The organism is Anabaena sp. WFMT (assembly GCF_051781005.1).
In the GTDB taxonomy this organism is placed as follows: domain Bacteria; phylum Cyanobacteriota; class Cyanobacteriia; order Cyanobacteriales; family Nostocaceae; genus Anabaena.
Window position 1 is genome coordinate 1 of sequence record NZ_JBPWOA010000055.1, and the last position, 24,248, is coordinate 24,248.

Annotated in this window: 22 protein-coding genes and 1 pseudogene; 6 read left to right on the forward strand and 17 right to left on the reverse strand. The window is 38.7% G+C overall.

Going from position 1 to position 24,248, the window contains the following annotated elements; all coding sequences use genetic code 11:
* Both ACSQ6I_RS26955 and ACSQ6I_RS26960 read right to left on the reverse strand, forming a co-directional pair.
* Positions 1–690 (reverse strand): pyridoxamine 5'-phosphate oxidase family protein (locus ACSQ6I_RS26955; RefSeq protein ID WP_438893240.1); only part of this gene is annotated, 690 nt, incomplete at its 3' end.
* Between the two features lie 135 nt (positions 691–825).
* Entirely contained in the window at positions 826–1,317 is a 492-nt protein-coding gene (locus ACSQ6I_RS26960) for a GNAT family N-acetyltransferase (protein WP_438893241.1), read from the reverse strand.
* A gap of 278 nt (positions 1,318–1,595) precedes the next feature.
* Here ACSQ6I_RS26960 and ACSQ6I_RS26965 point away from each other — a divergent pair, with 278 nt between their 5' ends.
* Entirely contained in the window at positions 1,596–2,606 is a 1,011-nt protein-coding gene (locus ACSQ6I_RS26965; RefSeq protein WP_438893242.1) for a PLP-dependent aminotransferase family protein, read from the forward strand.
* 435 nt (positions 2,607–3,041) lie between these two features.
* On the opposite strand, the gene ACSQ6I_RS26970 is transcribed toward ACSQ6I_RS26965, so the two are convergent.
* From ACSQ6I_RS26970 to ACSQ6I_RS26980, 3 genes are all read right to left on the reverse strand, one after another.
* Positions 3,042–3,851: a hypothetical protein gene (locus tag ACSQ6I_RS26970; protein ID WP_190714954.1), complete on the reverse strand. Its 810-nt coding sequence runs from the start codon at positions 3,849–3,851 to the stop codon at positions 3,042–3,044.
* Between the two features lie 292 nt (positions 3,852–4,143).
* On the reverse strand, positions 4,144–4,818 hold the full coding sequence (locus ACSQ6I_RS26975; protein WP_190714952.1) for an SAM-dependent methyltransferase: 675 nt from the start codon (positions 4,816–4,818) through the stop codon (positions 4,144–4,146).
* A complete protein-coding gene (locus ACSQ6I_RS26980; RefSeq protein ID WP_438893243.1) occupies positions 4,815–5,432 on the reverse strand; it encodes a DNA-3-methyladenine glycosylase family protein in 618 nt (205 codons plus the stop codon). The genes ACSQ6I_RS26975 and ACSQ6I_RS26980 overlap by 4 nt, the downstream gene beginning before the upstream one ends.
* A gap of 621 nt (positions 5,433–6,053) precedes the next feature.
* Here ACSQ6I_RS26980 and ACSQ6I_RS26985 point away from each other — a divergent pair.
* Positions 6,054–7,253, forward strand: coding sequence for an AIPR family protein (locus ACSQ6I_RS26985; protein ID WP_190714947.1), 1,200 nt, complete (start codon positions 6,054–6,056; stop codon positions 7,251–7,253).
* Positions 7,254–7,558: 305 nt separating this feature from the next.
* Here ACSQ6I_RS26985 and rppB (ACSQ6I_RS26990) read toward each other — a convergent pair whose 3' ends face one another.
* Positions 7,559–8,962 carry a two-component system sensor histidine kinase RppB gene (gene rppB / locus ACSQ6I_RS26990; RefSeq protein WP_190714945.1) on the reverse strand — a complete coding sequence of 468 codons (1,404 nt, stop codon included), beginning with the start codon at positions 8,960–8,962 and terminating at the stop codon, positions 7,559–7,561.
* Complete coding sequence (rppA, locus tag ACSQ6I_RS26995; RefSeq protein WP_127055593.1) at positions 8,959–9,657, reverse strand: two-component system response regulator RppA; 699 nt, start codon at positions 9,655–9,657, stop codon at positions 8,959–8,961. Before rppA (ACSQ6I_RS26995) ends, rppB (ACSQ6I_RS26990) begins: the two co-directional genes overlap by 4 nt.
* A 928-nt stretch (positions 9,658–10,585) precedes the next feature.
* On the opposite strand from rppA (ACSQ6I_RS26995), the gene ACSQ6I_RS27000 reads away from it, so the two are divergent.
* On the forward strand, positions 10,586–11,680 hold the full coding sequence (locus ACSQ6I_RS27000) for a cysteine synthase family protein (RefSeq protein ID WP_127055592.1): 1,095 nt from the start codon (positions 10,586–10,588) through the stop codon (positions 11,678–11,680).
* Positions 11,681–11,707: 27 nt separating this feature from the next.
* Positions 11,708–13,033, forward strand: a complete 1,326-nt coding sequence (locus tag ACSQ6I_RS27005) for a hypothetical protein (protein ID WP_127055591.1) — start codon at positions 11,708–11,710, stop codon at positions 13,031–13,033.
* Positions 13,034–13,436: 403 nt separating this feature from the next.
* Here ACSQ6I_RS27005 and ACSQ6I_RS27010 read toward each other — a convergent pair whose 3' ends face one another.
* The 4 genes from ACSQ6I_RS27010 to ACSQ6I_RS27025 all read right to left on the reverse strand — a co-directional run bounded on the left by ACSQ6I_RS27010 (position 13,437) and on the right by ACSQ6I_RS27025 (position 16,091).
* Complete coding sequence (locus tag ACSQ6I_RS27010) at positions 13,437–13,727, reverse strand: hypothetical protein (protein ID WP_127055590.1); 291 nt, start codon at positions 13,725–13,727, stop codon at positions 13,437–13,439.
* Positions 13,728–13,839: 112 nt separating this feature from the next.
* Positions 13,840–14,310, reverse strand: coding sequence for a DUF2808 domain-containing protein (locus tag ACSQ6I_RS27015; protein ID WP_127055589.1), 471 nt, complete (start codon positions 14,308–14,310; stop codon positions 13,840–13,842).
* Between the two features lie 567 nt (positions 14,311–14,877).
* Positions 14,878–15,366 carry a DUF2808 domain-containing protein gene (locus ACSQ6I_RS27020; protein WP_190714943.1) on the reverse strand — a complete coding sequence of 163 codons (489 nt, stop codon included), beginning with the start codon at positions 15,364–15,366 and terminating at the stop codon, positions 14,878–14,880.
* Positions 15,367–15,626: 260 nt separating this feature from the next.
* The gene (locus tag ACSQ6I_RS27025; protein WP_438893244.1) at positions 15,627–16,091 is read right to left on the reverse strand and encodes a hypothetical protein; all 465 of its coding nucleotides are present in this window, start codon (positions 16,089–16,091) and stop codon (positions 15,627–15,629) included.
* Positions 16,092–16,563: 472 nt separating this feature from the next.
* On the opposite strand from ACSQ6I_RS27025, the gene ACSQ6I_RS27030 reads away from it, so the two are divergent.
* Together ACSQ6I_RS27030 and ACSQ6I_RS27035 are read left to right on the forward strand one after the other, a co-directional pair.
* Complete coding sequence (locus ACSQ6I_RS27030; protein ID WP_071846710.1) at positions 16,564–16,755, forward strand: CbtB domain-containing protein; 192 nt, start codon at positions 16,564–16,566, stop codon at positions 16,753–16,755.
* 305 nt (positions 16,756–17,060) lie between these two features.
* Positions 17,061–18,227, forward strand: a complete 1,167-nt coding sequence (locus ACSQ6I_RS27035; protein WP_190714940.1) for a hypothetical protein — start codon at positions 17,061–17,063, stop codon at positions 18,225–18,227.
* A 5-nt stretch (positions 18,228–18,232) separates the two neighbouring features.
* Here the strand turns inward: ACSQ6I_RS27035 and ACSQ6I_RS27040 are convergent, their stop codons facing one another.
* From ACSQ6I_RS27040 to ACSQ6I_RS27065, 6 genes and pseudogenes are all read right to left on the reverse strand, one after another.
* Complete coding sequence (locus ACSQ6I_RS27040; RefSeq protein ID WP_190714938.1) at positions 18,233–18,832, reverse strand: hypothetical protein; 600 nt, start codon at positions 18,830–18,832, stop codon at positions 18,233–18,235.
* A gap of 268 nt (positions 18,833–19,100) precedes the next feature.
* Positions 19,101–20,501 (reverse strand): two-component system sensor histidine kinase RppB, encoded by a 1,401-nt coding sequence (gene rppB, locus ACSQ6I_RS27045; RefSeq protein ID WP_190714936.1) that lies wholly within the window; start codon positions 20,499–20,501, stop codon positions 19,101–19,103.
* On the reverse strand, positions 20,479–21,216 hold the full coding sequence (gene rppA, locus ACSQ6I_RS27050) for a two-component system response regulator RppA (protein ID WP_127055583.1): 738 nt from the start codon (positions 21,214–21,216) through the stop codon (positions 20,479–20,481). The genes rppB (ACSQ6I_RS27045) and rppA (ACSQ6I_RS27050) overlap by 23 nt, the downstream gene beginning before the upstream one ends.
* A 454-nt stretch (positions 21,217–21,670) precedes the next feature.
* Positions 21,671–22,657, reverse strand: a complete 987-nt coding sequence (locus ACSQ6I_RS27055) for an RpoD/SigA family RNA polymerase sigma factor (RefSeq protein ID WP_190714934.1) — start codon at positions 22,655–22,657, stop codon at positions 21,671–21,673.
* 149 nt (positions 22,658–22,806) lie between these two features.
* Positions 22,807–23,622, reverse strand: coding sequence for a CemA family protein (locus ACSQ6I_RS27060; protein WP_241993564.1), 816 nt, complete (start codon positions 23,620–23,622; stop codon positions 22,807–22,809).
* Positions 23,623–23,959: 337 nt separating this feature from the next.
* Positions 23,960–24,248 (reverse strand): annotated as a pseudogene (locus ACSQ6I_RS27065) (hypothetical protein); the annotation flags it as partial.

Consider the following 24,248-nt stretch of genomic DNA (forward strand, 5'->3'; position numbering starts at 1 on the left):
AGACTTTGCCGAATTTCTAGTATAATTCTGCACGTTAACTGGTAATTTAATCTCTGGTGATAGACGCGGATCTGGTATTGGCGTTGTGGTTGTTAATCGTAATGGCAATTCTCCCGCCCACACGCTTAAAGCGTAATCTTCCTCATAGTCAATTGGTGGTCCTGTTCTCACTTTGGCAGAGGCTTCTGTTATGGGTAGTGATAATACCAGTGTTCCGGCAAGTTCCTGACGGGTAGGAGGACGCACCTCGTCCCAGCGACCAGAAACAACGTGTTCAGTGAACGCCTTCAATGCTGCTAATTTTTCGGCTTCATCTTCCACAACGGTTGCAGTTCCAAAGATGACAACAGAGCGAAAATTCATCGAATGATGAAAAGCTGAACGCGCTAACACTAACCCATCTAACAAGGTGACAGTGATACAAACTTCAATACCCTGTTTAAGGTTTCGCAACATTCGACTAGCTGGGGAACCGTGGATATACAAATGCTCATCTATTCTGCCGTAGGCAGTAGGAATCACAAATGGTTGAGAATCAACAACAAATCCGACATGACAGACCAATCCTTCATCTAAGATTTGGTAAATCTCTTGACGCTCATACTTTGCTTTGTGAGGTAATATTTTGATTTGATTGCGTTGGGTTATTGTTAATAAATCAGACTGGGTTTCAGTTGGTAATGAATTCATATTGATTGCTGTTGTGAATAAGTAGTTTGGGATTAAAAATTGTAGTTATTACCAAGCAAGAGAAAGAAGGTTTTGAGCAATTTTACGCGTTATATACTTTTTTGGCTTTTTGTACCTGTTCACTTAATCTACGAATCAACCAAGAGAATGCAAATCTAGCCGCATCAGATTGCTGTTCATAAATCCCAATTGTGAATAAACAGGTTCACCAGATGGGGAGGCATTGAGAACGGCATGGGTACAACCAATTGTTTTGAGATAGTCCATCGCTTTTTTTGTTAATTGGGTGGCAATTCCCTGGCAACGGTAAGCTGGTTGCACATAAACGCCCCAGATATATCCATCACAGCGTTCTCTGGCTTTCATGATATTTGGATACAATCCAGCAAATCGTTGACAACCGACAGAACCAATAATCAGACCGTCTATCTCTGCGACAAATGCCTGATATTCTAGTTCTCGACGGGCATGATCAATAAAGTGCAACACTGTGTCCAACCAATCGGCTGTAATTGCTTGGGGGGAAATGTTGTTATCTAGCCACATTTGATAAAAGTGTTCTGCAATTAGGGCATCTTCCTGGGGAGTTTCTGCCCTAATCTGAATCTTCTGTTGGGTTAGCATCATTGAGTTGTTGAAATCCTGTTATCAAGAAAGGCAGAGGGCAGGAGGGAGAAGGGAATACTGATTCGGATTTCTCTGCCAGTGACCGGAGGGAACAAGGGTTAAAGACCCCCACTGAACCTTGATTCAGTGCTTCCAAGTCAGGAGGGGTCTGAATCCCCTTGTGACTTGTTTCTTCTGCCCTCTGTCTCCTGCCTTGGTTATGACTAAGTTAGTCATTTAAGTGGACTTTAACAAGAGCCAATTTTATACTTTTATATAAGTCCACTTGGGAATTGAGTATGGATTTAGCGATCGCTCTAGATAGTCGTCTACCACAGCCACTTCATCAACAAATCTACGAAGAATTACGACGGGCAATTTTGACTGGGCGATTACTACCACGCCAAAAAATTCCTTCCACGAGATCGCTGGCCAAATCTCTAGGCATTTCTCGGACAACGGTAACACAGAGTTACGAACAACTTTTAAGTGAAGGCTATTTGCAAACAATTGTTGGTTCTGGTACTTATGTCTGCGCTCAACTGCCCGATGACCTGCTGCATTCTGTGCCTGTCGATGACTCTGGTTTGATGGTAGAAAAATTGGCAAACAGCTATGAAGAAAGAATTCGCATGGTCTATGTCACTCCTTCCCATCAGTTTCCTACTGGCTCTACTCTATCTTTACCCCGGCGTTTGGAGTTGCTCTTATGGGCGCAACAGCATGATGCTTTAATTTTAGAAGATGATTACGATAGTGAGTATCGTTATGGCGACCGCCCTATTCCTGCTCTCCAGGGATTAGACCAGAGCGATTGTGTGATTTATATTGGTACTTTTTCTAAGGTTTTGTTCCCTTCGCTGCGAATAGGTTATTTGGTTGTACCACCACATTTAGTATCGCTGTTTGCCCAGGTGAAGTGGTTGAGTGACAGACAGCTACCAACTCTAGAACAAAAGGTATTAGCAGAGTTTATTGCTGATGGATATTTGGAAAGTCATATTCGGAAAATGCGCTCTCTATATGACCAACGTCGTCAGGTGCTGGTGCAGGCATTAAATACACACTTTGGCGAACAAGTTACTATTTTTGGTGAGAATGCTGGTATTCATATCATGGTGAAATTTGACACTCATTTGAGTGATGAAACCATAATTGAACGTGCGGAAAGGGTGGGAGTAGGCTTGATGTCTGCTCGTTCTTCTTATCTTAATTCGTGGAGTCAGGGTGAATTTATTTTCGGCTATGCTGAACTGGATGAAATACAGATTCAAGAAGGTATTAGTCGATTGGCTCAGGCTTTTAATTAGTTACAAAGAAAGGCAGAGAGCAGAAGGAAAGAAGTTTTAATAAAAACTTTAGTTCTGGGTATAAAGCCCCGTTTAAAACCAGAATTATATCGAGACGCATAGCGCGAGATACAAAGCGTCCTTGCTTGGGGTACAGTTGGGATACCAGCAATTTGGGACATGATGTAAAGTTTTGTAAATTTAATTTTTCAAAACTCTTGATTTACCGTTGTTTGAGCCTCCATGTGAACTTGATTATTCAAATGAAAACATCCCTAAAAAGAGTCATTTATGGGCAAGTTTAAGAGGCTGAACTACGTAAAAAGTTGATTTTAGTGTGCAAAATTTGAACGTCTCTGTACCATTTTTTGGCAAATTAGTAAATTGTTAAATTAACTTTTGCAGCATTTATTTATATTGTGTCCCAAATTGCAGATATCCCGGCTGTTATGCATACTAGTACCGCCCCTCTAAGTGTTCGTAGGTTTCAATTGCAGGTAAAAATGGTGACCTGACTCTGTTTAATAACTCATAGTACTCAAATTTACTTTCATCTTCAGTTAATTCACTTGGCATTTTATACGAATATTGAATCTCATCAGCTTTCACTAAGCATTTCACATAAATTGGGCGAACATATTGAACTATTCCATAATAAACATTAGCGCTTAGTTCACACAGTTTTGTAAAGTGATAGCCACCAAAATCATCAAATAGCCAGTTATCGATATCTTCTAGAATTAGAATCTCCGTTCCTGGATCTAGTAAAACCCCACTATTCTTATATATTTTAACTATTTTTCCCAATATCGCATTTGATCTAAGAAGGGAGTGTTTACACCTATTGCCAATTAAATAAATAGCATCTTTCCTACACAGTCTAATTTTTAATTCTTTTCCTATATTAGCGGAGTATATTTCATAATAAAATTCATGATTAAGCCAAGTTTCAAATTCCTCAACAGACTTCTTCAGTGCCGCCGTACTTTCTAAGTTGCAGTCTAGCTGAGGTGATACTGATATTCTATGCAATAGCCTTAGCAGATTATCTCCGTCATTTTTCCCAGGAATAATTTCCTTATTAACAGCCGCAATAACTTCTAACAATAATATGAAAAAATACTTCTTAGCTGTGCTGTCTTGAGGCAATACACTTGTTACTAATTTTGATCGATCTTCTGGAAAGCAGCAGATAGCATAGTTCACATAACTCGTAATCAACTCGATAGACGAATTTAGGACACGTATTTCCTGTTGGATGTTCATCTTTATATGCTCCATAACTATTTATTATGCCGTGATCCTCACCGAAAAGACGGCGATCACCTTAATTCTTAAGCGTAGCCGACGATATCATGGAATGAACAGCCGACCAACCCCTTTGTAATTATCAATATTCCCTTTTTTTTGTAATTTGGGGAACACAAAAAAATAAATTACGCAATTTCACTCCAATCAAAACGACTTTTCTGCCCCCTGCCCTAAAAGCGATTGGGTATTTTTTTATTTGGAAATCCCTTGGTGTGATAGGTCATCCGGCATTTATGCAACACCAAAATTATCTGTTTATTTTCAACATTTGGTTGCCACCTTTTTGAAATTCATAAGCAACTGGCTGCACTTCTACATCAAACTGTTGACTAGAGAGGAGATTGACTACTAACTCAAGATAAGGTGACGGTTCACAATCAAGTTTCAATAAGGGGAAAATTCTCACTTCTTTTGAAATTCTCAAGAGTTCATGAATAGATGCAATATGAAAATCAAGAGATAGGTGATCTGAATAAAGAAATAGTAGATGAGAACAAACACATAGTTCAAATTGATGGTCAGCTAGTTCTAATTTTGGTAGAGATTGCCACAAATAACGCCCTTTTATTCTACCGATTTCATAATCTAGCAAAAACTTATCCATTGCTGCCAGACGAGCGTAACCAAGTTGTTCTGGATCATGAAAATTCTGCCAAATGTAACGGTCTACATTTTGCTTAACTTGCGAGATGATTGGTTCATAAGTTTCTTGTACTCGTTGTCTAATTAGGGTTCCAGAGAACTCGTAAATGGGATCAAGGGAGACAACTGAATATCCCAATTCTGTCATTTCAGCATTGAAACTTGCTGGACCATCACCACAGCCAAGAATTTTCTTGTTTAGGTCTATTTCAGATAGATTAAACATGAGCTTATACTCTTGTAGTGTTCTACCCCAAGGCACAACTTCGTTTAATTTCATAATTTTTCTGATTTAGTGATTGACAAGCTAGACCATAGATACCAGCACGCGATAGTGCGGTAAGGTTTCCAGTTTTCTCCTAATTGTTCTACAGTTAGTTTATTAGGAAGTTCCGGTAGACTATAAAGGCGATGGATAGCATTACGAATACCCAAGTCATCTACAGGTAAAACATCCCAACGATGTAATCTAAACATCAGTAACATCTGCACTGTCCACCGTCCAATTCCCTTAACTTCAGTTAAGATTTTGATGATATTTTCATCATCCATTAACAGCAAATCATCTATGGTGGGTAATTTATCAAATCGTTGTGCTAAGTCTTTCAGATATGAAATCTTAGGACGAGAAATGCCAACTTCTCGCAAAATATCGTCTGGGGTGTTGAGAATATCGCTGGGGGTTAAAACAGTGTAAAGTTGTAAAAATCTCTGGTGAATAGTTGTTGCTGCTTTACCTGATAATTGTTGGTAAATAATAGACCGACAAAGTGAAGATAATAAATCCCCTGTTTGCTGGACTTGATTGAGTCTACACTCCCCCACCTGTTCTATTACCTCGGCTAAAATTGGATCTGCTTGCTTTAATGTGTCAATAGCAACTACGTAATTCATGAAAATTTGAAGTCATCCACTCTGATTGGTTAATTGGTTATAATTCCCACATCTGTGCAAAAATTTAACAACCGTTCCCCTTCGTTTTCAACGTCTTATGCTCTCCAAAGGAAAGCATATACAGCAAAATTCAGGAGTTAGTCCTATGGCTATCTATAGCTTGCATGACGACGTAGGAGTCATACGCTACGCTATCGGCTTGTCTTCGACACACTATGGCTAACACCTCCCGTCAGGGATACGTGAACGCTCAGGGCAAGGAGTCAAAAGTAAAAGCCTCTTGGCAGGGTGGCGTATGCCTACGGCAGCTACGCTAGAGCCATGTTTTGATTCTAGTACCGCAAGGCGGAAGTCAAAAGTAAAAAGTAAGATGGAGTAAGATTTTTGGCGATTGAGAATGGTTGTTTCATTTACGCCGTGTTGTACTAGTAGTCTGTTAAATTTATTTTTACGGATTTTGAAAATCAAGAAACTTTGTATTTTATAGTTTTTGACAAATTTCTATCCGTCAATTACTTCTTGACAGACTACTAGCTTTGTACTTGATTTACTTGCGATATGCTGTAATTTTTTTGTGTTGCGCCCCGTTAACCTTATAATTACTGAAAATAAAAATCAACCATGCCAAAAAACTGGATTATTAAAGTAGATAATTATTTCCATGCTAACCCCGATTGCATTATCGCTACTGCCCATGTAGATACATTCCCTACAGACTTACCTTTAGAACCAAATATCAGAGAACCAAACCGCAAAAGTTCAACATACAGGCAAATCTTTGACTCTCTGACTACGGAACCACAGAAATTCTTCGAGCGTCACAGTGGTATAGTTCTGTGTGCCAATAAAGTTAAACCCAGTAAGGATAAAAAACACCTGGAACTAGAGGTTTTAGAAGCTGCTGAGGGTGGAAGCGATGGTATTATTAATGGTGGACACACTGTTTTAGCGTTTGATAGTGCTAAAAATTACAAGTATGACCTTAGCGTAGCACGGGTCAAAATTACTATTCACATTGGATTAGAAGAAACTGAAGCTAAAGATATAGCATTAGCATCAAATACTACATCACCAGTAGATTCTCGCTCTAAGGTCAATGCTAGGGGAGATTATGACTTTATCAAAAGTTATTTAGCCCAGTTAGAACTCAAAGAAAGTAGAAAATTTAGAGTAGCTTATTACCAGAACCAAAGTGGTGTTCCTAAAAATACCCATTGTAATGTTACCCATTTGTTCAAGTTACTAAATTGCTTGGATAGAAATAGATACAATCCTGAAGGTAATACGAGAAGTAAGCACCCGGCTGTTAGCAATACTCCTAGTCAACTTTCTGATGCTGAGAGGGAAAGATTAATTAAACTACTGCCTCTGCTTACTAAAGCTATGTGGATAGAACAAAGGCTGTATGAAATTATTCAAGAATATATCAGCAAACCTAAAAGAAAAGGGATCAATGATTTAGCATCAATTGATATGCGGAAAAATACCCTTTTGGCGGATAGTAAATATTCTTTTGGGTTTGGTGCGCCAGGAGATTTGGCGTTACCAATAGTTGCATCTTACAGGGTATTTCTAGATAAAGAATATAACTGGATTGTGCCTTTTGAGGATTTGGCTGAAGATTTTCTTCAACAGTTGTGGGACAGTTATTTTCGGAAGTATTTAATTTCCGAGAAAATTGCTGGTAATACGGTGGGTGCGAAAATCTGTCGTAATCAGGAAATTTGGGATAGTCTGTATATTTTTGCCCAAAGTTATCTGAATCAGCTTTTGGTGAAGATGGTTAATTCTGCTAAACGTGAGGAGTTGACGTTAAAATAGTTAGGAGAAAAACTCAGTATTTATTGTCATTATCTCCTTGGGAGTAATTTAGATTTTAACAAATCAATAAAAGCTTCAACAATATGGGTAATTTTGCTACCAGGAGAGTAGGTTGTTAATAAGGATAATTTTCTCATTAACAACAAACAAAAACCCTAGTGGAGCATAGATATAATTCTGCCCAAATGAATTTTACTATCAAATTTATGCGACAAGTAACTAAGCAAATTAAAGAGCGATACAAAATTGACTTACAATCTCAAGATATCGACTACGAACTCTGAAGATTGAAATAATTTGCACTCCTATTGATGCGAGCGACGATGTAACATTGTCAATAAGTACATAGAGCGATCGCTCTTTAGTGGAGCAACATCCAAAGGTAATTGAACTGTAAAAGTGCTACCTTTACCCAATTCGCTTTGTACATTTAATTTACCTTGATGTGCTTGAACAATAGCTTGAACAATGGCTAATCCCAATCCAGAACCGCCAGTGCTACGGGAGCGATCGCTATTGACTCGATAGAAGCGGTCAAAAATTCTAGTCAAATCATGCTGCGGAATACCAATACCCGTATCTTGAACCTGAATCACAGCATAATGGTCACTGCGATCTAGACAAACGGTTATCTTTCCTCCTTTTGGTGTGTATTGAACTGCATTGATAATTAAGTTAGAAAACAAGCGATAAAGCTGATCTGCATTACCAATAACATCCAAAGAAGTTGATACTCGTACAGAAGATGTTAATGTTACATCAGATGCGATCGCCAAGGCTGCAAATTCCTCTATTAAATCGTTAACAATATCATCCAAGCAGCAAATGTCTCGTTGCATTGGCATTGGTTGACGATCCAGACGAGTCAGCAGCAACAAATCTGTAACCAGAGTTGTGAGTCGCTGATTCTGACGCTGTAGAGTTTGCAGAATGTCCCGTGCTTCTATTTCATCTATTTGGGGCATCAAAAGGGCTGATTCTACTGTCGCTTGGGTTGCTGCTAGAGGTGTCCTTAACTCGTGTGCGGCATCTGCCGTAAATTGTTGAATTTGTCTATATGAGCGATAAATTGGTTGCATTGCTAGTCCTGCTAACCACCAACTAGCAACACCAACCAGAGCCATTACCATTGGTAATCCCAATGCTAAAATGAGCTTCACAGCAACAAGATAACTGTTGAAGTCTGCCAGACTTCGCCCTACTTGAATGTAACCCCAATCACGATTGTCTTGGGTGTGTAGAACAAAAGAAATTTGGTGGTAGAAATGTCCTTTGCTGTCTTTCAGAGTTTGCCAAAGTTCCTTGTTAAAGGCTACGGGTAATCCTTCTGGATAAGTTCCGGCGATCGCAATCAAGCGTCCGGAATTATCGAAAAAACGCACATAATAATTACCTTGATTGATTGCGCTTAAAATATGGCGTTTGGGATTTAACTGCTCTTGAATGCAGCTTTTATCAACTACACAAATATTGGGTAAAAGCTGCTGTATAACTGGTTCTAATTCACCAGGTTGCTGTAATTTTAGTTCAATACTGTCGTGTAGTGTTCCGGCAACAGACTCCAGTTCTCGATCTAATGTCATCCAATGGGCATGGGAAATCGCTCTGTAGATACCAAATCCGCACAGGCTTAAAATCAAAGCCATAACGAGGGCATACCACAAGGCTAAACGCAGGCGGGTCTGCTTAAACAGTTTATTTTGATTCATGGCGTGAGATTGAGACGATATCCTGTACCATGCAAAGTTTCAATCATATTCCCGCAGCCACTATTAGCTAGTTTGCGACGCAGCAAACGTATTTGAGCAGCTACTACATTACTTATGGGTTCTGCACTCACTTCCCAAAGCTGATTGCGAATTTGTTCAGTAGTCACAATTTGGTTTGGATGTTTCATAAAATACTCTAGTAACTGGAATTCTTTATTAGTTAAGGAAATCTCCTGTTTCTTGCCTGTATTATTTTGACTAACAACCATATTGTTACCGTAATCTAGAGTTAAGTTGCCAACAGTTAATTCTTGAGGCTGAAATTGGGGCGATCTCCTCTGTAGCGCCCGCAACCTTGCCAATAATTCCGCCATACCAAATGGCTTTACTAAATAGTCATCTGCACCTGCATCTAGCCCCGCAACTTTATCTTCCATCCTATCTTTTGCCGTCAGCATTAATACAGGCAAAGGGCTTTTGTGAGAACGTAGCATTTTGCATAACTCTAATCCTGACATTCCAGGCAGCATCCAATCGAAAATAGCTAATGTGTATTGTGGTGTCCACTTATTGTCTAAATATGCCCACGCATCATTACCATCTAGTACCCAATCAACCAAATACTTCTGCTGGATAAGAGTTCGTTTAATAGCTGCCCCCAAATCTGGTTCATCTTCTACTAGTAGCACTCTCATAGAGTTCTCCTGTCAACTTTGCGTATAAAATATTTCTTGTCTACAATACCTCCAGTCTTGCACCTTCACAGATAATATTAAAAACCTACCCCTGTGAAACCTCCAACCCTCTCCCTGCGAGCAAGGAAGACCTCATGTAATTGGGAAAAGCTACAAGTGTTTACAAGAATCTATTGAGTCATTACTCATTTTTACAAGTAAGTATGAAATCAAGATGAAATTCCAGCTACTTCCAGAATATTTATAAAATATTTTGGCGTTAAATAGCTATTAGACAAATTAAATTCGTTAGCGCTGTGTTTATGACACTGAACCTTGATCTATAAAAACAAAGCCCACAGTAAGTTGAGCTTCATTGCAGTGCAAACAAAAGTGTAGGTAGTAAAGTAAATCATAAATATCATTTTAATAACAATTGCAAAATCATAGCTACTGAATATTTCAGAAAATGAGCAAATATTTAAGACATAATTTAAAATTTCATCTTAATTTCATAGTCAGCGTTCAGCATAGAAATATCGGATATATTCATAGTGAAATACAGGTTTTTATCGAAACTTGCTTTCAATAATGACTCTGTTATACCAATTTTATGTGAGGCTGCACAGAATCCTGAAATTCATTGAATGTTTCATCTTTATCTGTGTTCATCTGCGGTCAATTATTCTTGATATTTTATTCTATGCAGCTTCATATTAATTTGGTATTAGACATAAATTATTACCTAAGAAGGATGACTGCTATGGATACTTGAATAACTCTCTTCCCCGAAGAAGTATTGAAGGGATACATATTTTCTTTATTTACACTAGCACTAAATTGAGGCTGTAAATATAACAGAAGAAAAGCCTTATTGAGTGAACGAGTTCATGAAGTAGCAATCACAGTAATTTAATCATTTTTCTGATTTTTCTACTAGATGTTCAATATGAATTATCTTCCTAAATCTTTACCGTTCGAGAACTTTTCTAGTTCACAATTCAACAGTCGTAATAGATATACAAAGATTACAGCTATTGATGTTACACAGGCACTAGGAAATGTACCTATTGTACGACTTAAAAACATCTCTCGTGTATGTCTTGAATCAGAGTGTTTATTGAAACTAGAGAGCTGCAATCCTGGAGGATCAATTAAGGAGAAAAATGCAGTTTACCTCGTCAAGCGTGCGGAGGAAGAAGGACTACTTCTACCTGGTGGTACGATTATCGAGTCAAGCTCAGGAAATTTCGGCGTTGGTCTAGCAATGGTAGGAGCAGTCCGAGGGTATCGAGTTATTATTGTTGTCGATGCCAAAACTGCGCCACCGTTTAGACGAATGCTCAAAGCTTATGGTGCAGAACTTGTAGATGTACCGCTACATGAGGCAGACGAATCAGGCTCTATGCAAAAGGCAAGAATGAAACGAGCGCATGACCTTGCCGCAACCATTCCTAATGCTTGGTATCCATGTCAGCACATGAATCCTTGGAATACTGAGGCACATTCATACTACACTGCGCGGGAAATTGAAGCCCACTTTGCTGGTGAACTTGATGCTGTCGTGGTAGGTGTTAGCACGGCGGGACAAATAATGGGAATAGCTCGTTATCTCCTACCGCGATTTCCAAAAATACGTATTGTTGGCGTTGATGTGGTGGGTTCAGTGATTATGGGAACGCCTGCCAAACCGTACAAGATGACGGGTATTGGGTTATCTTTCTTTCCACCAAATCTCGATCTTTCAATGCTTGATCGCGCTTACGTGATACCAGAGGATATGGCTTACTCAGTGTGTCATGCACTTGCAAGTCATGAAGGATTGCTTCTTGGTGCATCAACAGGGGCAATTGTCGCTGGTGGTTTGCATTTGGCGCACTCTCTTGGTGCTGGTGCGCGGATTCTGATGATTAATCCAGACCGAGGTGATAGATACCTTGAGACAGTCTACGATTCTGATTGGCTTGATCATCATGGATTTACCTTGAAACAGGGGAAACATCTTGATGATGCGATCGCCTCACTGACTCCTCTGTCTTTCTAACTTCATCGGATAGCGATAAGAAATATCATGAATACTCCACCCCATATTGAGGAAAGTAAAAAAGCATTTCAGGAGCGATCGCTCCTGACGCTATTCACCCAGTTTATTCCTCTTTCCCTGTCCGATGTGGCAATGACTCTTGGTGATCCGCTTCAGACAGCGGCACTCAGCCGCCTTGCATTCCCGCAGGAGACATTAGCAGGAGTAGGAATTGTAAAAGCGGTAGCTGTATTTCTTGAAAGCCCGATTATCATGATTCTTCATGCATCAACGGCGCTGGGGAGCTATGCCGCTTCTCGGCGTGCGCTTTGGCAGTTTACAGTAATTGCAGGAATCTCCCTTAGCGGTATCTTTCTGGTACTTACCTGGGAGCCTGTGTATAACTGGCTTCTTCTTGATGTATTTGGAGTCAGCCCTTTCATCGCCACACGAGGCAGAACTTCTTTTCTTTTGATGTTTCTGTGGCCGTTCGTCATTGCCTGGCGGCGATTTTTTCAGGGGCTTCTTATCCGTGCTAAAAAGAGTGTTCCCGTCGGATTGGCAAGTGTTGCACGATTTATTTGGGTAATTGTAGCGCTTGTAGTGGGAGTAAATTTCAGATTTGATGGGGCGCTCCTTGCAGGTGTCACTATGATGGGAGCAATACTCATTGAAGCGGTAGTTGTTACATGGTTTTATTCACATCTCAGTATTAACTCTATTCTTGACCAGCAGATAAAGCTTCACACGGATAACCTTCCTAAAACCTTTAAAGGTGTCACATTTTACTATCTTCCTCTTGCATCAACAATGCTTCTAATCTGGGGTGCGAGGGCAATACTCTTGAGTTTTGTTGCTCGCTCATTCGATAGTAGTCTTGCTCTTGCAGTGTGGCCTGCAACCTGGGGACTGGTTCTTTCTATTGCAAACGGTACAAGAATGGTTCAGCAAGTGGTAATTTCTTCTTATGAAGATACATCAAAGCGGATACTTGCTACTTTTGTAGTTCTTGTCGGTTTGGGGTTTACCTCGATACCGTTGTTTCTGGGGTTTACGAGCCAAGGATTTTCGCTTCTTCGTCAGTTTTTTGGCGATAACCCATCTCTTGTAGAAGCAGCACTTCCCGTCATACAAGTACTTTCGTGCTTACCCCTCCTCCTTGCACTCCAAAATACTTTTCAAGGGCTTCTAATTCACCGCGCAAAGAACTGGTTCATTAATCTTGCAACATTAGTTGCCGCAGCCCTCACCTTGATAGTATGTGGAAGTCTCATTTTCACCGGACATAGTGGAGCTACTTCAGCAGCCTATGGAATGATTGCGGGAATTGTGGGTGAAATTATAGTCCTTATTTTCGTACTTCAACATAAATAAAAAGGAGTGCGATCTCTTTCCTTCCCTTGGCTACGTAACACTACCGCGTTAGCACAATCTGTTCGTAGAACTTACGGGACGCTTTGCGCTTAGGAGACGCTACGCATAGCTTCCCCGTATCTCTTACGGGATCGCAGGAAAGGGGTACGCTTTTACCGCAGACATCGCACTCCTTTTAATTCAACTGTCTTTAGCCATTTTAGACAGCATTGTGTTTGTGTGTGAGAGCGTAAACTTGCGGGGGCGCTACCGCTATCAGTTAAGTGAAGATCCTTGGCATCGTATAACTTCTAAAAACGGCGTTGCTCAATCATGAAATGATTTGGTTCCGTGAACGAAGTTTCAATGTTTCCAGCCTCTAATTCATCCCACAAATATGCAACGCCCTAAAAACTTATCTTGCCTAGTTATTCGGAGTCCCAATCATCTCATGCATCTTGTTCATCTGCTGTGTATTCATCATCTTTTTGCAACAGCTGCATCCGGTTTGAGTGGGCTGCTGTGGAGTCTCGTTAGCTGGCACTGGCACTGTTTTTTGGCTAATTTGTTGTTGAGTCTGATTTGCCTCTTTTGTAGTAGTGCTGGAAGTGGCAGTCTGAGTACGGCTCTCTGCTAGACTAGGACTAGCAGACAATGTTAGCAGCGCAAAAATAGCTAAAGTTCCGGTTAATACTGTCTTCATACGTGTAGACATATTCTCTTTGACCCTCTATGTTTTTATCGATTTGTTAGTTCTTGAGGAACTGAAACTATATTAGAATCTCCGGTCGAGTGGAGAGTCAAGCGGTCAATCTGTATCGTCTAGATCAAGGATAAGTCTGAATCTGAGCTAGACCAAGTGGAATTGCTTCCGTGAATCCAACTTTCTTGGCGTAAACTGGGTATTGCCAAGTCTCGCTATACATTGGGATATTAACCCCTTTCATCCGAATTGATATGGTTGTACCAGGGGCTACTGATTCCGAAAAAGCTATAGTAGCTTTTCTGTTGTTCATGGAAACCATTGTAGGAATTTTTTGACCTAATTTATTTTGGACTTCAATTCCTTGATCAATACTTACTCCTTCTGGTAAATCAATCGCCAATTCTGAAAGAGCTTTACCTTGGACATGAACATCAAATTTATGAGTAGCATTTGGGATACGGGCATCATTAGGAACAGCAGCACTATTTCCTAAATGGGAAAATTTAGCATCATTTGGATTTTTAGCCCAAGCAGTAGGAACTGAAGATGCAAAAACTAAGGTAAAAGCAACCGCGTAAATCAGCTTTTTCATCGATATTCTCCTTATTTAGTTAATCAATTATCTATATAGGAATCCAACTTGAGTCTTGCTATGTATACTGAGAAATAAAACCTTGTTTGGCAGGCTGTCAGTCAGCTTGATTTTTCAACAATCAAATGGGATTTCTATATATTTATAATTATGAAAGCTATTGATGAAATCAAGATGAAATATTGTTATATCAAGGGAAATTTAAAATATAGTTAATATTATACGCAATTACTCCAAGTTATTTAGGGGATGCTGAATAAATGTAAAACTTAGATAAATCAAGGAATACAGGGGAATAAAATACAAATAAAGTGTAAAAAAAAGGATGATGGTGTCAAAAACCGACCATTTTTCCATGCTCAATACTATTCCTGCTTTCTTGCAACACTTCCTGAAATCCTAGCCCATGACTTACGTCACGCTGCGCGAACACAGATAACTTTTTCAGCAACACCTATTTATGATTAAACTATTAAATATCTAAATTTAAAAGCAATTAAAAATTCTCCTGATAGTTAACTCAAAAATCAGTTAACTATCAGGAGTTTTATTTGGATAGCGAAGATTTTAAGGACTAATACGAAATCTAGCTACACCTATAGGTATTTTTGCATCACTACCAATGAGATCAGCAGATAAATAATAAACAGGGCCATTACCAAGAAATGGTTGTTTGACATTATTGATGTCAATCTCTAGCTTAGTGTTAGGAGAAACTGGTTCAGCAAAAGCTAGTAGTATAGTCTTGCCATTCAAGGAAACATTAGCGTTAATTTTCTGACCATTCTCTTTATTTACAACAACATCATTAGTATTATCGCTCCACCTTACAGTACTTGGAACTTCAATATTTAACTGCGAAACACCTTTGCTATTTTTAGGAACGTGTACTCGCAAAGTATGTCTAACAAGCGCCCAGCGAGTCGGAGGAAATTGGTAGTTACCATCAACATGAGGAAGACTATCATTTTCTTGATTGGCACTTACATAGTTTGCAGGAATTAAAAATGCAGCAGCTAGAGTAGATATAGCAATATAAGATAGCAATTTTTTCATGTTTACTCCTAATCTAATTAGTAATCTCAGCAAATATTTAGATTCGTGTTTTGTAAGCTGTTATAAACTAATACATAACAACTAAGTAAAGATAGAATTATCTATCTCCTAGATTCACGCAAGCATCACGAGAAGTTATAAGTCTTCTCATTAACTCGGTTACTGTTTTAAGTCAAAAAGGTCTACTACCTTTATTGATCAGTTTGACAGGTCTTAATGAAATCTGGATGAAATTTTTGATTAACATGAAAATCTAAATATTAAAATGTAGGGAATTGAGCTACACCAATGGGAATCTCTACCTCACTACCAACAACTTTAGCTGAAAAGCGGTATACTGAAGCTGGACCAGTAACTGGTTGTTGAACTTTATTAAAATTCACTAAGAGTTTAGTGTTAGAAATAACCTTTTCAGGGAACTCTATAATAATTTGTCTGCCATTGGCGGAAATATTAGTATTAATTTTCTGCTCATTCACATCTAAAACATCAATGTCATTACTCACAGCGACAGTAGGTGGAGTTTGAATAATAAGTTGGGAAACAGCGTTGTTATTTTGGGGGATGTTTAACCGAAAAGTGTGTTTTACCAAACGCCAGCTATTGGTAGGATATTGCAAATTATTCTTAATAATAGTCTCCTTAGCATTTGCATGACCAAAGGAAATGAAAGCTATAGTGGCAAGAGCAAACACTGTACCTGTGTAAATCAATATTTTTTTCATCTTGAATTGTTAAATAGTCATTATGTCAAATAAGTTACAGGTTTCTACTAAATAAACCTTTACATAATAAGTCTGACAGGTCAGGATGAAATTAGGGTGAAATTTTGACTGGTTCAAAAAATAATTTGTTGATGTTGTGTTAGATAGCCAGTCCGAAAGTAAAACTTTGTTGAAGTAACGAAAGAAAAATTTAAATGAACCACGAAGACACGAAGGAAGCGAAGAAAGAAATACAAGATCAAAAAATTCGGCGCAAGCTCATAAAGAAATGGTATTACTTATAATCTTCTTTTATAAATGTTTCGTCTGCTTTCAAAAATACTTCCTTAACTTTGACTGATGCAAATTAATTAATACATTTTATACACTCTTGTCAGACAGAAAGTTTATGGTATATCTTTACTTGCAATCGAGCAGCAAGCAAAATGCTTTTGATTAATGAATCACCCAAATTAGTTTTCAGAGGTCAAAAATGACTAATTTTTCTTCTACTTCAGTGTTGCGGAAGACCGCAGGTCTTACTTTGTCTAAACCAGTACAAGTAACACTTTATATGCTGCTATCTTCTTTGGTTATCTGGACTGTTTTGTTCTCTACCTATCCTGCGGCTCATAACACGGCACATTCAGCGCGTCACCACACTTTAGGCGTTGCGTGTCATTAAATTATCATAATCTCAAGATTTTTCTGGTGCATGAGATTTTGCTAAAACACTCGGTAAAATAACGCCACGAGGATGGCGCAGATTTCGCGCCATTTTTTGAGATAGAAGTAATTTCAAGTTTTGTAAAGTAAAGATACTTTGTCTTTCATCTCTGCATTATTTTGCTTTGATTTCATACCATCTCTGATTTATTGTCAATATTTTTACTGGAATTCTTCACTCTGTAGTGAATAGAAGCTGATAAGGTAACTTTTACTGACAACTATCAAATATTAACCGAAGATACATAGTTTACGTAAGGTTTTATGAAAAAATATCGACTGTTTGGGGCGATCAGTGCTGTTTGTGTTGCGTTGTCAATTCTTTATTCCTTTGTAGGAGTTTCCCAAACTCCTATACCCAGAGTACAACTCTCTACTAACCCACCTTTAGAACAGATTCATCCCTTTGAAGCAGGAACAGATAAACCACAATCTCCCGTTACACTAACGCTACAAGCTCTTGATGCTATAGGTAAACCCTTAGAAAATACCAAAATTAGCTTACAAATTCTGACACCACCACCTAATCCTTGGTTGACTACAGATTTCCCCATTGTCGAGGGAACAAAATTACTACAAATGGATGCGGCTGCACCTGATGGTAAGTTAGAAATTCAGCAGATGTTACCTATCCGTGGGAACTACCAACTGCGGGTAAATGTGTCACCCTTAGTAGCAAATGCTTTTACCCCCTATGAACAAACCTTGAATTTGAATATCCAAGAAAATCCAGTTAAATACAAATATTTTGCTGTTTTTGCAGCTATCTTACTATCAGTTGGATTATTAGGTGGTTGGGTTATCGGCGGACAAGAAGAACTACGACAAGGAGAAATTGCGCCGCAATCTGTGCGTCTTTTGTTAAGTGCATTGACAGTGGTGGCTATAGTAACTTTATTGTTTATTAACATTAGTGCAGAAGTTGCAGAGGCTCACGGTAGTGGACACTCAAGCGGTAAAGAAGAAATCGCACCATCAGTCCAAAAATCTCAAGGATTAGAAGTCCGTGTTGAGGGAAATAAAAACGCAACGGTAGGAAAACTTGCGAATTTAACAGTGAATGTAAAGGATACTGCAACAGGACAACCTATCAAGGATGTAGGGTTACAGGTGAAGGCGATCGCTCTAGAAGATAATTTAACAGTCTTTGCCTACAAGGGAGTTACTGACCAAGAAGGCAAGTTAACATGGCAAGAGCAATTTTTTGATGGCGCACCTCACAAAGTTGAGGTCGAAGCAACTCCTAGCCCTGGATCTAAGCGTCAATTTCCAGTGGTGAAAGTCGCACAAGAAGTTGAAGTTGAGGGAATTGCACCGCCAATGTACATCCGGTTGATTGGTTTATTCTACTTTACTGCCATTGTGGGTATTGGTATGGCAATAGGATTGCTAATACAACAGCGGCGAAAACCACAAGCTGGGGCAAATTAAAAGCATCAACGCTTGACACTACGCCGTATCAATATTCCTAAAATACCCAGTCCTAAGAATACAGCACTAGCGATCGCCAGAATATTCCATTCTTGTTTAGTCGTGCTAGTTGCAGTTTTTTCTGACTGGGTTAATTTTTTGGATGAAGGAGATGGTGCATTCACACCAGATGCAACCGTAACCTGATATTTCATCTGAAATGACTGGAAATTACCTTCAGTTTTAGGCGTACAGTTTAACTCCAGTTGATAAATTCCAGTATTGGGAAAGACAATATCTGCTCCAGGAATACCTTGATATTTTTCAACTGAGATAGCTTTGACAGTAGGTTGTAGCACTGGTAAATCAGCAGGTTTACGAGGTTGCAAGTAAACAGCCATTTGACAATTAGCCTGCTCTAGTGGCAGGATTTTTCCTCCTTTGCGGGTAAGTGCAACCCAGGCTTTAGCATATTCTCCAGCTTTGGGAGTATGGTAAGGCTCAATGTGCCAAGTGCCTGCCACATCCCCTGATACTTGAATATTGTGAGCAGTAGCAGGAGTCACAAATAAGGCGAAAAACAGCGTGTAGCTTAGAGTTTTATTGATAGTTGATAGATATAACATTTTATTTGTAACCTTCACACAAGCCACAGCCTACGTCAAAAGAGAAGCATTCAAACTTAACTTTTTTAGTGATTTTATTTATAAGTACCCAAGCAAAATTAATTTAACATATTGAGTGAAAACAAAAATGTCTGTATTCCTTACCTGTTAAGAGTTCCCTGTTCCCTCTCCCAAATATAAAATTTATTTTGCACGACTACTTATCTTTTAGGAAAGTATTCAATTTTCAATTGCTTGCGCGATAGCGTTCAGCGCTCCGTAGGAATCGCTAACCCAAATCCAGATCCCTCAGTACGACGCGAGCGATCGCTTCGTCTGTCAAGGGTAAGTGAACAATGAAGGTGCTACCCTTACCAAGTTGGCTTTGCAACTGTATACTACCTCTATGAGCCTGAACAATTGCTTGCGCGATCGCTAATCCCAATCCAGATCCACCAGTACGACGCGAGCGATCGCTATTCACTCGATAAAAACGTTCAAAAATTCGCTTTTGCTCCGGCGACGCAATGCCAATGCCTGTATCTTTAACTTCAATCACTGCATCAGTATTGCTGCGTTTGAGGATAACAGTTACACAACCACCAGCAGGGGTATATTGAATAGCATTAGCAATGAGATTAGAAAGCACACGTAACAGTTGGTCTTCATCTCCCATCACGTATAAAAACTCCTGGCATAAAACCGAAGATGTTAACTGCAAAGAAGCCGCAGCCGCTAACGCTGAAAATTCTTCTATCAGGTCATTAATCAAAACATTCAGACAGCAATGTATTTGTTGTGTCGCTAACATTTGCTGTTCCAATCGAGACAGTAACAGCATATCCTGAACTAGTTCAGCTAGGCGATGATTCTGACGTTGAATAGATGTCAAAATATCTTGCACTTCCTCCGGCAGATACTCCATATCAAATAAAGTTTCTACCGTCGCATTAATCGCTGCCAGAGGAGTACGCAACTCATGAGAGGCATCAGACGTAAACTGTTGCATTTGTTTATAAGACCTGTCAATTGGTCGCATTGCTAACCCTGCCAGCCACCAACTAGAACCGCCAACTAACAATACCGTAATTGGCAATCCTACCGCCAAAATTAACTTCAAAGCAGCGAGACGACTATCAAGGTCATTGAGATTACGCCCTACCTGAATATAGCCCCAATTTTGATTATCTTGAGTGTGCAGCAGTAGAGACTTTTGACTGTAGCGATTGCCTTGTAAATCTTTGACTATTTGCCACACTTGGGTTTGCACAGTCGGTGGCAATTCATCAGCTTGGAAACCTGCCACTGCAATTAACCGTCCTGAACCATCGACAAAACGGATGTAATATTGCTTATCTTTGTATACAGAACTAAAAATACCGTGTTCATCAGGGGTGCTTTGACCGTGACTCAGGATCTTTTGGGTAGGGCAACTGGACTCAGCTAAACAAATATTTGGTAAAACCTGCTGGAAAACTGGCTCTGTCAGACCGGGTTGTTTCAAATTCGGTTCAATTACATCATGTAGTGTCCCTGCTACCGATTCCAGTTCCCGGTTGATAGAAGCCACATAAGCATCAATAATTACCTTGTAAACCACAAAACCGCACAAGGATAGAATCAGAGCCATAACTACCGCATACCAGGTAGCCAATTGCCAGCGAGTCTTACGAAATAGTCGAATCTGCATTGCCAGGATTAAAACGATAGCCCATACTAGGGATAGTTTCGATTAGCCCATCACAACCATATTCCGATAACTTGCGTCGCAAAAGTCGAATTTGGGCTGCTACTACATTACTAACGCGTTCTGCACTAAAAGCATACAGATGATTCAAAATTTGGTCGCGGGTAATAACTGTATTAGGACGTTTCATCAAGTATTCTAATAATTGGAATTCTTTTTTTGTTAAATAAATTACCTTATTTTCACCATTCGGGTACTGTCGAGAAACTGTACAATTACCGCAGTCTAGGATCAGACCACCAACTTGCAATTGTAAAGGCTGGAACTGAGACGTAAGCGATGCGCCTCCTAAAGCAGATCGCCTTTGCAAAGCCCGCAACCGTGCCAGCAGTTCTACCATACCAAATGGCTTTACCAAATAGTCATCAGCCCCTGCATCTAGTCCTGCTACCTTATCTGCCATGCTATCTTTAGCAGTTAGCATCAGCACTGGTAAAGCATCACCCCGATCCCGTAATCGCTTACATAGTTCTATCCCTGACATTCCTGGTAACAACCAATCAAAGATTGCCAGTGTATATTGAGTCAAATCATCTTCTAAATAAATCCAGGCTTCGTTTCCATCCAAAACCCAATCAACAATATATTTTTCTTTACTCAACTTTCGCTGAATCGACGCACCCAAATCTGGCTCATCTTCAACAAGCAAAACTTTCATAAGCAGCAGATGTATTTTAGTAATTTGTTCATTAAATTAGACGCAATTGAGCGACACCAATTGGTAACTCTGCATTTATACCAGCGAAAAGGTTAGATATATTGTAGAAATTATTATCAGTAGTAACTGCTGTTTTTTTAACATTATTCATTGTTCTATTCATTACGCTTTCATAATCACTTTACTAAATTCATTAATAATCAGAATTATTTTCAGTGAAAGATGTTACCTCTTAATAGTTTGACAAAATAAGATGAAATTTGGGTGAAATTTTCGCTAGTTACAGAGATTTCTTAAAAAAACAAATAAGTGACCTTTGATGAAGCTATAATACTTTTGTAAATGTATCATTTTTTATAGTCTTAAAGCTATCTCTAACGCTGTTTCAGCTTATAATGATGTTGACAAATAGTTGAAAAAGCAAGATATTCATACTGAATGTTTTGTCATACATTTAACTGAAAATATACTCTTGTAGATTTGTGTGGCAACGACGGAGGTAACTCAGTGCTTGTTTTTCTAAGTAACGAACTCTCCTCTCACTAATGTTAAGCTGTTGAGCTACCTGCGTCAAAGTGAGTTCGCAATTATCTTCTAAGCCATAATGCAAAATTAAGACTTGTTGCTGCTGTGGAGTTAATTCTCTCAGTGAGAGATAGATATCTTGACGCATTAAATTTTGAGTTACTTGGATTTCAGGGGAGGCTTCTGGAACTTCTGTTAAAAATTCTTGCAATTCTGTGTCCTCGTTATCGCCCACTTGTTTATCAAATGAGACAGGTTGACGAGATATCATCAGCAGTTCGCGGATTTGAGCAGGGTTTAATTTCATCTTTTCTGCAATTTCAGACATACTAGGACTGCGCTTTAATTTTTGAGATAATTCCCTTTGCACTTTTTTAAGTTTATTCAACTTTTCGGTAAGATGAATTGGCAGTCTAATAGTTCGTGATTGCTGAGATATTGCTCGTGTCATTCCCTGGCTAATCCACCAATAAGCATAGGTAGAAAACTTATAGCCACGAGTGGGGTCAAATTTCTCTACACCACGCTCTAAACCTAATGAACCTTCCTGAATTAAATCCATAAACTCCACATTTCGTCCTTGATATTTTTGGGCAATAGAAACCACTAAACGAAGATTTGCTGCCATCATCTTTTGCTTCGCCTGTATACCGTGCTGAAAAATTTCCTTCACTTTTATTTCACTAAGCTGTACATATTTAGCTAATTCTTTTTGAGATGGTTCGTGATTGAGTTGTTTTGTTAAAGTTTCTTTCTGTTTATATAAGATAATCATCTGCTGTACCTGTTTGCTATATAAAATTTCTTCCTCATGAGTCAACAATGGTACACGAACAATATCTTGCAGATAATTCCGAACTATATCTGTGCTGAATTTAGTCTTTGAAGTTGTTGTAATTATGTTACGATTTGGCATATATTTAGTATTTTTTGTGTATGTAAAAATTACAGCAGATTCGATGTTGATGAAGTACAGTAACCGATTGAACTTCAAGCTTGAAAACTACATTCTGAAATTGGTGTACCTCATTTACTCCAAAAGTGCTGTAAGTATATTTATATAAATTATTCATTCATGTTACGATAAGTAGCTACGGCTGAAGGAGAACTCCGATTGAGGTAGCGGAATATCCAATATTTAAAAATTGTATCCATGATGACTGGTACAGTAGCAATAAATAAAGAAGTAAGACTTTTATTTTCTGGTAAACCGTAATGTTTTAAAGTACTTTCTAGAATTATTCCCCAACCATAGGAGGAGTGAAACCCGACAAATATATCTGTAGATAGAATAATTAAAAAAGCTTTGGCAGAGTCGCTTAAACTATAAGTTATATCGCCAGCAAAAGACCCAAGAATAGATAGCTGCTGCTTATTGGTTAAAATTAAAATAATTAATGTGATGGCTGTAAGTATATCTGTAAAAACATTTGTTACTGCATTAATACTTTTAATTTTATTGTCTGCTACTAACGCAATAGCTTTTTTCTTAATCTTCTTTTGAACAAGCTCGTCAGAGAATGTGGTGATTTTACCTATTTGAGCTTCAAAATAAACACTTTGCTCAAATCTCTTGAGTTCCGCTAAGGCTTTTTCTTCTTGAGAAGAATTTAAGAAAATATTTGACTCTTGTGAATTCCAGAATCTCTCAACTAGGGGAGTGATTACAAAGTTTCTCGAAAGCTGATTTATCAGTAATGGAACTACAATCAAAATTAACAAAAAACGGACTGAGGAAATTGTTTGAAGTCGAGAAGCGCGAAACTCTTCAATAACCTTTGTTTCGGCATTTGGATCTAACTGCTGCTGAAATTTTCCTATTGTCCGCAGGATAGAGCGAGGAATAAAGCTCATCTTTTGAGATGATGACTTTGGTTTCATTTTAATTTATAGGCATCAAAATTGTAGTTGCACCCATAATTTAGTGAGGCAACTGCGGCGTTTTAAAGAGCTATAAGATTTACAGCAGTTTTCACCTATTTCAATCACATCTATCATAGGGGCTCAGCATTGCGCTTTACCCCTACAATATGGTGTATTTACAGTCAGATACTGTCAGACTTAAGTCTCTAAATTCTACTTTACAAAAATCGTGTGAAATTCAGATGAAAAATCAGTTTTTTCAAGATGTTGTTCCAGTTTGATACTGAATCTGGGCTATTTACCCCCTTTATATTCTTCTGTTCTGGTACAACGATATGCTTTGCGATCGCACTGTTCAAACTACTATTGACAACTCTGAAAGTGCTTTACCTTGGACATGAACATCAAACTTATGAGTAGCATTTGGGGTATTAGCGGTATTAGGAACAGCAGCACTATTTCCTAAATGAGAAAACTTAGCATCATTTGGATTTTTCGCCCAAGCAGTAGGAACTGACGCAACAATAGATAAAGTAAAAACAACCGCATAAATCAGATTTTTCATCAAAACACTCCTTGTTGTTTGATTAACTCTATATCTATAATTGTGAATGATAGTGATGAAATTTAAATGAAATATTGCA